The 12,459-nt window shown below is 36.8% G+C and carries 12 protein-coding genes; 5 read left to right on the top strand and 7 right to left on the bottom strand.

Annotation, left to right across the window (positions count from 1 at the left end; translation table 11 throughout):
* Positions 1–86: 86 nt before the first annotated feature.
* Positions 87–1,151 carry a 3-phosphoserine/phosphohydroxythreonine transaminase gene (serC, locus tag FW781_RS18245; protein WP_047423190.1) on the bottom strand — a complete coding sequence of 355 codons (1,065 nt, stop codon included), beginning with the start codon at positions 1,149–1,151 and terminating at the stop codon, positions 87–89.
* 110 nt (positions 1,152–1,261) lie between these two features.
* Positions 1,262–1,612: a 4Fe-4S binding protein gene (locus tag FW781_RS18240; RefSeq protein ID WP_089691080.1), complete on the bottom strand. Its 351-nt coding sequence runs from the start codon at positions 1,610–1,612 to the stop codon at positions 1,262–1,264.
* A 59-nt stretch (positions 1,613–1,671) separates the two neighbouring features.
* Here FW781_RS18240 and FW781_RS18235 point away from each other — a divergent pair, with 59 nt between their 5' ends.
* The 3 genes from FW781_RS18235 to FW781_RS18225 are packed head-to-tail and all read left to right on the top strand — an operon-like array spanning position 1,672 to position 3,924.
* Entirely contained in the window at positions 1,672–2,706 is a 1,035-nt protein-coding gene (locus FW781_RS18235) for an acyl-CoA reductase (protein WP_149388723.1), read from the top strand.
* Between the two features lie 49 nt (positions 2,707–2,755).
* Complete coding sequence (locus FW781_RS18230) at positions 2,756–3,193, top strand: peptidylprolyl isomerase (RefSeq protein WP_228720230.1); 438 nt, start codon at positions 2,756–2,758, stop codon at positions 3,191–3,193.
* Positions 3,194–3,234: 41 nt separating this feature from the next.
* Positions 3,235–3,924, top strand: coding sequence for a Bax inhibitor-1/YccA family protein (locus FW781_RS18225; RefSeq protein ID WP_149388721.1), 690 nt, complete (start codon positions 3,235–3,237; stop codon positions 3,922–3,924).
* A gap of 540 nt (positions 3,925–4,464) precedes the next feature.
* Here FW781_RS18225 and FW781_RS18220 read toward each other — a convergent pair.
* From FW781_RS18220 to FW781_RS18200, 5 genes are all read right to left on the bottom strand, one after another.
* Positions 4,465–4,713, bottom strand: a complete 249-nt coding sequence (locus FW781_RS18220; RefSeq protein WP_002980002.1) for a DUF6952 family protein — start codon at positions 4,711–4,713, stop codon at positions 4,465–4,467.
* A complete protein-coding gene (locus FW781_RS18215; RefSeq protein ID WP_047384463.1) occupies positions 4,713–5,021 on the bottom strand; it encodes a thioredoxin family protein in 309 nt (102 codons plus the stop codon). The genes FW781_RS18220 and FW781_RS18215 overlap by 1 nt, the downstream gene beginning before the upstream one ends.
* 127 nt (positions 5,022–5,148) lie before the next feature.
* A complete protein-coding gene (locus tag FW781_RS18210; protein WP_047098363.1) occupies positions 5,149–5,781 on the bottom strand; it encodes a peroxiredoxin in 633 nt (210 codons plus the stop codon).
* A 146-nt stretch (positions 5,782–5,927) separates the two neighbouring features.
* Positions 5,928–8,867, bottom strand: a complete 2,940-nt coding sequence (locus tag FW781_RS18205; RefSeq protein WP_149388720.1) for a M16 family metallopeptidase — start codon at positions 8,865–8,867, stop codon at positions 5,928–5,930.
* 32 nt (positions 8,868–8,899) lie between these two features.
* A complete protein-coding gene (locus tag FW781_RS18200) occupies positions 8,900–10,093 on the bottom strand; it encodes a pyridoxal phosphate-dependent aminotransferase (protein ID WP_149388719.1) in 1,194 nt (397 codons plus the stop codon).
* Positions 10,094–10,355: 262 nt separating this feature from the next.
* Here FW781_RS18200 and FW781_RS18195 point away from each other — a divergent pair, with 262 nt between their 5' ends.
* Positions 10,356–11,693 (top strand): M20/M25/M40 family metallo-hydrolase, encoded by a 1,338-nt coding sequence (locus FW781_RS18195; RefSeq protein ID WP_149388718.1) that lies wholly within the window; start codon positions 10,356–10,358, stop codon positions 11,691–11,693.
* Positions 11,694–11,790: 97 nt separating this feature from the next.
* A complete protein-coding gene (rsmG, locus tag FW781_RS18190) occupies positions 11,791–12,426 on the top strand; it encodes a 16S rRNA (guanine(527)-N(7))-methyltransferase RsmG (protein WP_149388717.1) in 636 nt (211 codons plus the stop codon).
* Positions 12,427–12,459: the final 33 nt, after the last annotated feature.

The following is a 12,459-nucleotide window of genomic DNA, read 5'->3' as shown; positions in this document are numbered from 1 at the left end:
TCAAAATTTTAAAACTGAGGCGCAAATTAATAAATTTAAATTAACTGCTTTTCAATCTTTCAATCTTTGAATTTTTAATGCTTAAATTACTTGATTGACTTCATTACATCCACCAAAACCTGCACACTTTCAATAGGTAAGGCATTGTATAAACTTGCTCTGTATCCGCCCAGGCTTCTGTGTCCGTTTAATCCACTGATACCTGCGGCTTTCCATGCATTGTCAAATTCTTCTTTTTTGCTTTCATCAGTGATTTTGAAAGAAACATTCATCAGTGAACGGTCTTCTTTCACGCAGAAAGTTTCAAATAGGGGATTGCTGTCGATTTCATCATATAAAAGTTTGGCTTTTGCTTCGTTTCTCTGTTCTGCAGCAGCAATTCCTCCGTTTTTTTCAAGATACTGAAGGGTAAGCAAAGACGCATATACAGGGAATACCGGCGGTGTATTGTACATTGATTCTTTGGCGATATGCTGAGAATAGTCCAGGATAGAAAACATGTTTTCTCTTCCGGTTTTACCAAGGATTTCTTTTTTGATCACCACTAAGGTAACTCCTGCAGGTCCCATATTTTTCTGAGCCCCTGCGTAGATCAGATCAAATTTGGAAAAATCAAGCTGTCTTGAGAAAATATCAGAACTCATATCACAAACCATCAAGGTATCCACTTCAGGGAAAGATTTCATCTGAGTTCCATAGATCGTGTTGTTGGAAGTACAGTGGAAATAATCGTATTCTGAACCAACCGTATAATCTTTAGGGATAAAAGAGTAATTTTCTTCTTTTGAAGAGCCTACTACATCTACTGTTCCTACTTTCTTTGCTTCTTTGATGGCTCCGGCTGCCCATGTCCCCGTATCCAGGTAAGCTGCTTTTCCACCTACTTTCATCAGGTTGTAAGGAACCATCGCAAACTGCAGGCTGGCACCTCCGCCTAGATAAAGAACTTCATAATCATCACCAAGATTCATCAATCTTTTTACAATTGCACGCGCTTCGTCCATTACAGCTACGAAATCCTTACTTCTGTGAGAAATTTCAAGAAGAGACAATCCGATACCGTTAAAGTCCAGGATAGCCTGTGCTGATTTTTCAAATACCTCCTGTGGCAAAATACATGGCCCTGCGCTGAAGTTGTGCTTTTTGTTCATATTTTTATTTTTTGGTTGCTTCCGGATTATATATTCCCGAAGCTTTATTTTTGGTTAAATTGGATTTTTGGACAAAAAAACCGCCTCACAGATAATGAGACGGAATTTTTTTATTCGCCGTGTAAGAATGCTTTTTTGTTAAGAAGAGCTTCTTCAGATTCTACGTGATCCTCGTCAGGAACACAACAGTCTACAGGGCATACCGCTGCACACTGAGGTTCTTCATGGAATCCTTTACATTCTGTACATTTATCAGTTACAATGAAATATACATCATCACTTACAGGTTCCTGTGGTGAATCTGCATCTACAGTAAGTCCCGACGGCATTGTAATCGTACCTTGAAGAGCCGTACCGTCAGAAGCTTTCCAATCTACAGCTCCTTCATATATTGCATTGTTTGGACATTCCGGTTCGCAAGCCCCACAATTAATGCATTCATCAGTTATTTTAATAGCCATCGCTAATTTTTTTTAAATTTGCACAAAATTACAAAATATTCCCCAATTTTAAAGTAATTATGAATACCGAAAATCAAGTTTTAGGACTTATTAAATTAAGTGATTATATAAAAGCGTTTTTAGCGAAGAAACCGGAAGATCACAATGAAGATGATGCAGATATTGAATTATTGTTGAAAAGGTCTGAAATAGAGAATCCGTGGTTTACTATTGATAATCAGAAATTTGCTTTACAGCAATGGGCAGATCTTCTGACTGAAGAAAATATTAAAAATTGGCTTGGAAATTATTCAACCTCTAAAATATCAAAAAGAGTTGGACTTATTTTAGCCGGAAATATTCCTTTGGTAGGTTTTCATGATGTGATGTCTGTTGTTTTAGGCAATCATATTCCTGTTATTAAACTTTCTTCAAAGGATAAGCGCATGATTCCGTTTTTATTAAAGAAATGGAATGAATTCTCCAACGATAGTGTAGTGTTTGAATTTGTAGAGAAATTAGAAAATTTTGATGCTGTAATCGCTACCGGAAGTAATAATACGGCCAGATATCTGGAATATTATTTCAAGAATCATTTAAGCATTATCCGTAAAAACAGAACTTCTGTTGCTGTGTTGAAAGGTGATGAAACGGACGCAGAACTGCAGCTGTTAGCAAAAGATATTTTCCAGTATTTTGGACTTGGATGCAGGAATGTGACGCGAATTTTCATTCCGCAGGATTTTGTCATTGACAGATTGTTTGAAAATTTCTTAGAATACCAGGATATTATCAATCATAATAAATATGCCAATAATTATGATTATAACAGGGCGGTTTATCTTTTGAATCAGGATAAATTCTGGGATAATAATTTTGTAATGCTGAAAGAAGATGATAAACTTTTCAGTCCGCTTTCTGTAATCAATTTCAGCAGATATGAGTCTTTGGATGATGTAAAAGCATTTATTGCTGAAAACGAAGAAAATATTCAGTGTGTGGTGTCTAAAGAGGAGTTGGGATTGAATGCTATTCCGTTTGGAGAAGCACAAAATCCGGGTCTTGATACTTATGCAGATAATGTGGATACCATGAAATTTTTAGAACTGGTCTGATTTTCGTATCTTCCATCACTTATTTCACCAGATAACAAAAATGAATACTATGAAAAAATTATTGCTGGGAATTGCTCTTGTGGGTGCACAATTGATGTTTGCTCAGAAAGTAGCAGGTGTAAAGGTTGAGGGTAACCAGAAAAAAGAGCAGCCGGCTGCTATAAGCAAGGAGAAAGTAAGTCTTTACAATGATAACTTTCTTAAGTTTGTTGATGCTCTGCAGGCTTCTGACCGTAAGACCATCGACGGACTGCTTTCTGAGAAGGTAAAGGAAATTGTAACGGATGATGTTCTTAAAAAAGTCAAAGACGGTATTGATCCCAATAAAAAGCTTGAAATCTTAAAAGCAGGATATTACAAAACGATGGATGGTATCAATCATCCAAGTATTAAGTATAAATATGCAGGAGAATCATCTTCCAAAGAGGCTATTACAGCTGTATTTGAGGATGACGGAAAAATTCTTGGCGTATTGCCTGCGAAATAAGATTAAAAATTTATTTTCGATTAACTAAAAAAATATTAACTATGATGACAGATGTTTTAGTCGCTCATTCTTCGGATGTGGAGAAGGCGGGTTTTTACAAGAAGACGTATTTGCATGTTGCTTTATCTATTCTTGCATTTATTGGAGTTGAAACGATATTATTGAAAACTGTTCCGGCAGAGCTTATCGCAATGATGTTTGGTCAGAGATATATCTGGTTGCTAATCATTGGAGTTTTCTGGTTAGCTTCTGTTTTAGCTTCTAAATGGTCGCTTTCACAAAGTAAATCTACTCAGTATTTAGGACTAGGATTTTACATCTTTTTGGAAGCAATTATTTTTATGCCTCTGCTTTTTATTGCTACAAATATACAAGGAGGATCAAATATAATCTTTCAGGCTGCAACTTTAACGATTGCAATGTTTGCAGGTATTTCAGCAGTAGCATTTACTTCTAAAAGAGATTTTTCTTTTTTAAGAAATATCATTGTGATTGGTGGGTTTATTTCCATCGGACTGATTGTAGCAGGGATGATCTTTGGTTTTAACCTTGGATTATGGTTTTCAGTAGGAATGGTAATCCTGGCTTCGGCTACTATTTTATATCAGACAAGTAAATTGAAAGACTCTTATGGAACGAACCAATATGTAGGAGCGGCATTACAGCTTTTTGCTTCAATTATGCTTTTATTCTGGTATATTCTGAGTATTCTGATGAGCAGAAGAAACTAATAGATAAGTTGATTTTATCTTTATAATAATAGTCCCGGTGATTTTTCATCGGGATTCTTTTTTTAATATAAATGGTGCAAATGATTTCACAGATAACACAGATTCAATAGGAACGGGCTTTAGCCCGTTTGTCTTTATAGAATCTTCCGATGGCTTCAGCCGAAATTTTTACCATTCAGCCATTTTTTTAACCACAGATTTCACAGATTGACACAGATGATTACATGTAGTTTTGATGATTTGATAACTATTGTCCTATTTGTGAAATTTGTGTAAAACATTTGTGTTATATTTGTGGTCTTTGGGAATTTAAACCAAAAAATCCTGATGAAAATATCACCGGGATTTTAATTGGTTATTCCTTGAAATTTTTCATACAACTTCCAGCCTCATGTGACCGGTTAAAGTCCTTTGAAGTACATTTTACAGTTGAAATAAAAGATTCTTAAAGAATAGAAAAAAGTATAGTAATGAGGAAAACCTCAGGTATTGTAGGTATGTGTTTTTTATAATCTTTTAATTAAAAATAATCAAAAGATATTATTTGTCGATTGATCCTAAAACCTTCTGAGCAAATGAGTTTAATGCATCTTTTTCGCTCATTCCGTTCTGTACGTTGGCGTGAACTTCTAAAGCTCCGCAAATGTTGGTAATTAATTCTCCTGCAACATTTAAGTCTTCTTCGCTTGTTCCTCTGAATTCGCAGAAACTTTCCAGTACTTCTAATGTTTTTTCAAGGTTTTCAGGAGTCTGATTCTGATAAAACTGTCTGATTACGGGTAATTTCATTATGCTAATTCGTTAAAAAGGTTAATTAAACTTTCTGTCTGGTTAGATTGAACCTGGTTGACCAGTTCTCCGTTTTTAAAGATGGCGAAAGTAGGTAAGTTGTCCACTTTTGCTAATTTTCTGCTTTCAGGAAGCTTTTCAGCATCTACATATAAAAATGGAATAGTATCATTTTCAGATGCCAGTTTTTTGAATTTTGGCTTCATGATTCTGCAGTTTCCGCACCATGTTGCGCCATATTGAACAACTACTTTTTCGTTGTCGTTAACTATATTTTGTAATGTATCTTCGGTTAGTTCTGTGTACATGATCGTAATTTGAAAATTTGTTAATTGGAAAATGTGCCAATGTTTTTGTAAAGAAGAAAATGAGATAACTTTCAATAATCCTGAGATCAGCTTTCAAGCTATCTCATTTTCAAATTAACACATTATATTAGTTCTTAGCTAAGTATTCTGCTGTAGAAGTTCTGTCAGCTTTCATTGCATCTTTTCCTTCTTCCCAGTTTGCAGGGCATACTTCACCATGTTTTTGAACGTGTGTGTAAGCGTCGATTAATCTTAAGAATTCTTTTACGTTTCTTCCAAGAGGCATATCGTTTACCGCTTCGTGGAAAATTTTTCCAGTTTCGTCGATAAGGTAAGTTGCTCTGTAAGTTACGTTAGAACCTGTGAAAACTTCTTCTCCTTCTTCATTATATTCAAAATCCTGATCCACGATTCCTAATGTATTAGCTAATTGTCTGTGAGTATCAGCTAAAAGTGGGTAAGTTACTCCTTCAATTCCTCCGTTATCTTTTGGTGTGTTCAACCATGCGAAGTGTACTTCGTTAGTATCACAAGATGCACCGATTACTTTAGTGTTTCTTTTTTCGAATTCACCTAAAGCCTCCTGAAAAGCGTGAAGCTCAGTAGGGCATACGAAAGTGAAATCTTTAGGGTACCAGAATAAAAGAACTTTTTGCTGGTTGTTTACTGCTTCATCAAGGATGTTGATTCTTAAATCGTCACCCATTTCGGACATTGCGTCAATTGTTAAATTTGGGAATTTTTTTCCTACTAAAGACATAATTTTCTGTTTTTATATTTAAATTTCTGTGGCAAAGGTATAAAAGATTCATCTATCGAACAAATAAATGTTGATAAATAAAATCTATAATTGTTTTTGACATGCTGTTAAACAAAAAGCCCTGATATCAGGGCTTTTTGTTTATTTTAGTAACCAAATACTTCGGTTAAATTAAGTTTTTTTACCTCACCTAATTTCTGCATATCGGCCTCATTTACTTTATCTTGAGATGCAACAAGACAGTATGTGTAGTTTTTGTTCTTCATTTCCTTATCATGGAATGTATTGATGTCTGCAAAAGACAGTTTTGGTGCCTGTTCGTAGACGTTCTTTCTCATGTCGAAATTGTTTCCGAGTCTTTGAGATTTCAGATAAGAGAAGATGATTCCGTCCTGAGTGATTCTTTCAGAAGCAATAGATTTTTTCAATCCGCTTTTTGCTGTTTCAAATAACTGTTCAGATTTTGGAAGCGTTGTTAAAAGTTCATTCATTGCCGTTGTAGACTCATTGAATTTGTCTGCCTGCGTTCCTACATACGCCATAATCATATCCTTGTCTGTTTTCTTGCTTGGAAGTGCAAAATAAGAATAGGTAGAGTAGGCCAGCGCCTTGGATTCTCTGATCGTCTGGAAAACAATAGATCCCATTCCGCCTCCAAAGTAGTTGTTGAACAAGCTTACAGTAGGAGTTGTTGAAGGGTTGTACTGGTCTGCGTTTCTTACCCAGAAAACCTCTGCCTGTACCATGTCATAATGGGCAAACAATACTTTATTTTTATCAGTCGGGATCTGAGCAAAAGTCTTAGACTTAGGTAGGTCTTTCAACGTTGCAGGAAGTTTGTGGACAGGTTTTAGAGAGGCAACCACTTCGTTTCCTGATTTCGGACCATAGTATAATACCTTGTGCTTGAAATTAAACAAATCATGAAGAACATTAATCAGATCTTCTGCTTTTAAGGCGTCAAGTTCAGCATCGCTCAATACATTGTTGAATGGATTCTGTGCACCATATTGAGCATAGCTTCTTAATCCGGCCATAATGGTTCCTTTATTCTGCTTTGCATTGGCTCTGGCTTTTTTCAGTCTTGTTTTGTAAGCATCAAGAGCTGCCTGATCTGCCTGGCAGTTTTTAATCAGATCTTCAAATAAAGAAATGGTTTTATCAAAGTTTTCATTTAAACCTTCAAGAGAAACATAAGTTTCTTCATTTCCGGCGCCTACATTGAAGCTTGAAGCAAGTTTATAAAATTCTTTGCTGATTACTTCTGAAGATTTGTCTTTGGTTCCTAAATACTGAAGATATTCTGCTGCTATAGGAAGAATTTTGTTGTTCCATTTTCCGGAATCAAAGTGATAATACATTCTGAACAGAGCATTGTCTGTATTTTTTACAGAAAGTACATCTACATCAGCCAATTTGTTTTTAGCGATGTCTTTATCATAATTCAACCATACCGGAGCGATTGGGTTTTCGGGCATTTCATCAATCTTCTTAAGGAAAGGAGACTGGTCTTCTCTGTTTACAGAAACAGGCGTAATTGTTGGTTTGTCAACTTTTACAATGCTCTTGTCTTCCCCTTTTCTTTTATAAACCGCAACATAGTTGTTATTCTGAAGATATTTGGAGACGAAGTCCATGATATCTTTCTTTGTAAGTTTGGAAATTTCGTCAACATATTCCAAGGATGCTTTATGGTCAATATCTGAAGTAAATTCATCCATCAGGATGCTTGCTCTTGATGAATATTTTTCATCCTTCTGAATAATACCTTTCTTTTCGTTATTGACAATAGACTGAATAAGATCATCAGAAAATTCCCCTTTTCTTAATTTATCAATTTCCTGAAGAAGAAGATTTTTTACTTCATCCAGAGACTGTCCTTCAGTTGGTTTTCCCTGTAAAAGTAATACCGAATAATCTTTTAAAGCATAAGAACCTGCATATGCTCCCAATAATTTTTGTTTTTTTACCAGATCAAGGTCAATTAATCCTGCCTGCCCGTTGGTAAGCATGTTTCCAACAAGGTTCAGCATTCTTGCATCTTTAGTAGAAGCGCCCGGAAATCTGAAACCAAGCATTACATTTTCAGGATTAGGTCCTGTAACCTCTTTTACAATGGGAGCAGTAATGGGTTTTTCCTGTCCTACTTTATATTCAGGAATAGCTTTAGGCTTCATATAAGAGAAAGCCTTGTCTATTTTTGCAATCACTTCATCCGGATTAAAATCTCCGGACATGATGATTCCCATGTTGTTGGGAACGTAATAATTGTTGTAATATTCTCGGATAGCGTGTAAAGAAGGATTCTTCAAATGTTCAATCGTTCCGATGGTTGTCTGCTTTCCGTAATTGTTGTTAGGGAAAAGGTTGGCAAACATCGTATCGAAAACTTTATCTCCATCATCATCAAGAGATCTGTTTTTTTCTTCATATACGGCTTCAAGCTCTGTGTGGAAGAGTCTTAAAACAGGCTCTCTGAATCTTTCAGCCTGTACAGCAAGAAATTTGTCAAGAACATTGGACGGCACATCTTCTGTGTACACCGTTTGTTCAAAGGAAGTGAAGGCATTAGTTCCGTCAGCTCCCATACCGGCCATCATTTTGTCGTATTCGTTCGCAATTGCATATTTTGCAGCCTCTCCGGAAACTTTGTCAATCTCTTTATAGATTTCTTTTCTTTTAGCTTCATCCTTAGTCTGGTTGTACTTTTCATAAAGAGCGTCAATTTGGTCTAAAAGAGGTTTTTCTTTTGCCCAGTCCTTAGATCCGAACTGATTGGTTCCTTTGAAAAGCATATGCTCCAGATAGTGGGCAAGACCCGTGTGATCTGCAGGGTCTGTTTTGCTTCCTGCCTTAGTGGCAATATACGTTTGTATTCTCGGATCCTTGTTTGTTGGACTTAAAATAACTGTTAATCCGTTCTTTAAGGTGTAATACCTTGCGGAAGTAGGGTCATTGGTAACGTATTTATACTTGTAGCCATTAGAATTTCCCTCTTTCCACTGGAAATCCTGGCCAAAAGCATATCCTGCAAAACTTGCAGCGGCAATACTGGTTGCGATGGTTAGTTTTTTTAACAGATTCATTGCTGTTGTGCTTTATTTTGGTTATTAATTTGTTAGTTGAATTGTTCCAGTAAATTTTTGATTCGCTTCATGGCTTCTCTCAAATCTTCTTCAGAGGCAGCATAAGAGAATCTGATACATTCCGGACTTCCGAAAGAGAATCCGCCAACACAGCCTACATGAGCATTTTCCAGAAGGAACATGGCAAAGTCATCAGAGTTCTTAATTTCGGTTCCGTTCAGGGTTTTTCCGATATAGTGCGAAATATCCGGGAAGAAATAAAATGCGGCTTTAGGAAGCAGTACTTTAAATCCCGGGATTTCTTTGATCAGTTCATACACAAGATCTCTTCTTTCTTTGAAGGCGTCAATCATATATCTGTATTCAGAAGGATCTGTTTTCAACGCAGTAATAGAGGCTCTCTGTGCCATGGTATTGGCTCCGCTGGTCATCTGTCCCTGTACTTTTTCACAAGCTTTTGCCAGCCATTCCGGACATGCAGAATAACCTATTCTCCATCCTGTCATGGCAAATGCTTTTGACATTCCGTTGATTACTGCAGTCTGTTCATATACTTCCGGGAACTGTGCAATAGAAGTTGTTTTTGTTTCGTAATTGATATATTCGTAAATCTCGTCAGAAATTATCGTTACCTGAGGATATTTAGCGATCACTTTAGCGATGGATTTTAATTCGTCATACGTATAATATCCACCTGACGGATTACATGGAGAACTGAAAAGTACCGCTTTGGTTTTCTCTGTAATAGCTTCTTCAAGCTGTTCTGCTGTTACTTTAAAGTCCGTTAAATAAGACGTAGGGAGCATTACGGAAGTTCCGCCCATCATTTTTACCATTTCATCATAGCTTACCCAATACGGAGCAGGAAGAAGCACTTCATCTCCATCGTTGATAATGGATGCCAGAACATTCAGAATCGCTTGTTTAGCTCCATTTGAAACACAGATCTGGGTAGGTTTGTACTCCAGGTTATTATCTCTTTTTAATTTGTAAGCAATAGCCTCACGCAGTTCCAGAAATCCGGGTACGGGAGAGTAGTGGCTATAGTTTTGGTTGATGGCATCAAAAGCGGCCTGTTTGATATTGTCCGGAACATCGAAATCCGGTTCACCAAGAGTTAAGCTGATCACATCTATTCCGCTGGCTTTCATTTCTCTGGCTTTGTTAGACATTACAAATGTCTGTGAGTATCCTAATCTTTTTACTCTATCTGAAAGTTTATCCATGTACTTTTTGAATTTTAACAAATATATAATAAAAACGTCTTTTGGGGGTAATAAAAGTAGGGGTTACTTAAAAGATTTTTGTCAGGTTTTGAACAGATTTTTCCTTGTTGGGATCATTATGTTACTTTGACAGGGATAAGCAGTTGTAACTTGTTTTGATCAAATGACAATCAATAATAGAGAATAAGTGAAAATTTAGGGTAAATAAAAAGTGCTTCTGAAGTTCAGGGTTTCGTATCTTTAAACAATCAAAGACCATTCTATGAAATATTCCGTTTTTTTATTGCTGATTTCCTGTACTGCCTTTTCTCAGCGGTACTCAAAAGATGATGAAGTGAAGAAATATGTCTCGCAGGTAAATGAAGATTCATTAAAATCCTACATCGGCAGACTGGTAAGTTTTGAGACCAGACATACTTTGAGTACAACAGATGATCCAAAACAAGGGATAGGAGCAGCAAGAAACTGGGTTGTGAAAAAATTCAATGAGTATGCAAAAAATTCCGGAGGCAGAATGGAAGTGTACCTTCAGCAGGAAGATCTTCAGCCGGATGGAAAACGAATTGATAAACCAGTCAATCTTGGAAATGCTGTTGCTTTCCTGAAAGGTACAGATCCGAATGACAAAAGAATATTTCTGATCGGCGGGCATCTTGACTCGAGGGTAACAGATGTAATGAACAGAACCTCCAAGGCGCCCGGAGCCAATGATGACGGCAGCGGAGTAAGTGCCGTTATTGAATCTGCAAGAATATTAAGCAGATCTTCATTTCCGACCTCCATTATCTTTGTGGCTTTTTCCGGAGAAGAACAATCCTTGCTGGGATCTAAACAATTGGCAGAAAAAATGAAGAGAGAAAATTTGCAGTTGGAAGCCGTTCTGAACAATGATATGATTGGCAATCCGAAAGCAGGGGAAACAGGAGAAATCAATACCCGTACACTCCGCGTATTCAGTGAAGGCCTGCCTTATAAAGATCTGGATAAAAAGGCAATGACAATCAGGAATCTGGGTTTTGAAAATGACAGCGAATCCAGACAGCTGGCGAGATATATTAAAGAAATTACAGAACAGTACGTTAAAGGACTTGAAATAAAACTGATCTACAGAAATGACAGGTTTCTGCGCGGAGGAGATCATACCAGCTTTGTCAATAACGGATTTCCTTCAGTAAGATTGACTGAGTATTACGAAAATTACGATCATCAGCATCAGGATATAAGAGTAGAAAATAATAAGCAATATGGTGATCTGCCTGAATTTATAGATTTTAAATATCTGAAGAAGAATGTGGCTGCAAACATTGCTGTACTTGCCAGTCTTGCCAAATCCACTTCAAAACCTGAAAAAGCAGAAATGGATGTCAAAGAATTAACGAATTCCACAACCCTCCATTGGGAAAAGCCAAAATCAGGAACTCCGGCAGGGTATTATGTGCTGGCACGGGAAACAGACAGTCCGGTATGGCAGAAAAAAATATTTACAAAAGAGCTTTCTATTAAAGTTCCGCTTTCCAAAGACAATTATATTTTTGCCGTACAGACAGTCAGCCAGTCCGGAAACCTGAACGTTCCTGTAATTCCGGGTATTGCGAAGTAATGATCTCTGCTGAAAAACCTGAAACAGGGCCTGCAGGGAAAAGTAGATTTGAATACAAGAGAAATAAAACTTATTTTTGCTGTTTATAATAATTCACATGTCTGCATCGTTACTATTAAAATATTTCCCGGATCTTACTGAAAAACAGAAAGAACAGTTCTCGCAATTGGAAAATCTGTACAACGAATGGAATGAAAAGATCAATGTAATTTCCAGAAAAGATATGGAGTCGCTGTATGAAAAGCATATTCTCCACTCTTTGGGAATTGCAAAAGTGATGGAATTTGCTCCGGGAACAAGAGTCCTGGATATCGGAACCGGAGGAGGTTTTCCGGGAATTCCTCTGGCGATCCTGTTTCCTGAAACAGAATTTACGCTGATTGATTCTATCGGTAAGAAAATCAGTGTGGTACAGGCTGTAGCGGAAGGCGTAGGATTGACGAATGTAACGGCTATCCACGGAAGAGCAGAAAAACTCAAAGAAAAATTCCACTTTGTAGTCAGCAGAGCGGTAACCCAGATGCCGGAATTTTTAAGATGGCTGAAAGGGAAGTTTGAAAAAGAACAGTTTAACCCTAAACATAACGGGATTTTATATTTAAAAGGCGGTGATCTTGCAGAAGAACTGGCCGGAATTAAATGTGAAATTTTCAACCTTAAACACTATTTTGATGAAGAATTTTTTGATACTAAAAAAGTAGTTTATGTATCAAAAGGTAATTTTAATTCCTGATTTTTATGTAAATAAGGAATAATTTTTGCTAAT

Source organism: Chryseobacterium panacisoli, assembly GCF_008274625.1.
GTDB lineage: Bacteria > Bacteroidota > Bacteroidia > Flavobacteriales > Weeksellaceae > Chryseobacterium > Chryseobacterium panacisoli.
Note: the sequence above shows the minus strand (reverse complement) of the source record. Positions and strands in the feature narration are given on the sequence as shown.

Excerpts from the sequence above, each read along its gene's own strand:
- rsmG (WP_149388717.1), top strand. The coding sequence starts at position 11,791 with ATGTCTGCATCGTTACTATTAAAATATTTCCCGGATCTTACTGAAAAA.
- FW781_RS18200 (WP_149388719.1), bottom strand. The coding sequence starts at position 10,093 with ATGGATAAACTTTCAGATAGAGTAAAAAGATTAGGATACTCACAGACA.
- FW781_RS18195 (WP_149388718.1), top strand. The coding sequence starts at position 10,356 with ATGAAATATTCCGTTTTTTTATTGCTGATTTCCTGTACTGCCTTTTCT.
- FW781_RS18225 (WP_149388721.1), top strand. The coding sequence starts at position 3,235 with ATGATGACAGATGTTTTAGTCGCTCATTCTTCGGATGTGGAGAAGGCG.
- FW781_RS18235 (WP_149388723.1), top strand. The coding sequence starts at position 1,672 with ATGAATACCGAAAATCAAGTTTTAGGACTTATTAAATTAAGTGATTAT.
- serC (WP_047423190.1), bottom strand. The coding sequence starts at position 1,151 with ATGAACAAAAAGCACAACTTCAGCGCAGGGCCATGTATTTTGCCACAG.
- FW781_RS18205 (WP_149388720.1), bottom strand. The coding sequence starts at position 8,867 with ATGAATCTGTTAAAAAAACTAACCATCGCAACCAGTATTGCCGCTGCA.
- FW781_RS18230 (WP_228720230.1), top strand. The coding sequence starts at position 2,756 with ATGAAAAAATTATTGCTGGGAATTGCTCTTGTGGGTGCACAATTGATG.
- FW781_RS18210 (WP_047098363.1), bottom strand. The coding sequence starts at position 5,781 with ATGTCTTTAGTAGGAAAAAAATTCCCAAATTTAACAATTGACGCAATG.
- FW781_RS18240 (WP_089691080.1), bottom strand. The coding sequence starts at position 1,612 with ATGGCTATTAAAATAACTGATGAATGCATTAATTGTGGGGCTTGCGAA.
- FW781_RS18215 (WP_047384463.1), bottom strand. The coding sequence starts at position 5,021 with ATGTACACAGAACTAACCGAAGATACATTACAAAATATAGTTAACGAC.
- FW781_RS18220 (WP_002980002.1), bottom strand. The coding sequence starts at position 4,713 with ATGAAATTACCCGTAATCAGACAGTTTTATCAGAATCAGACTCCTGAA.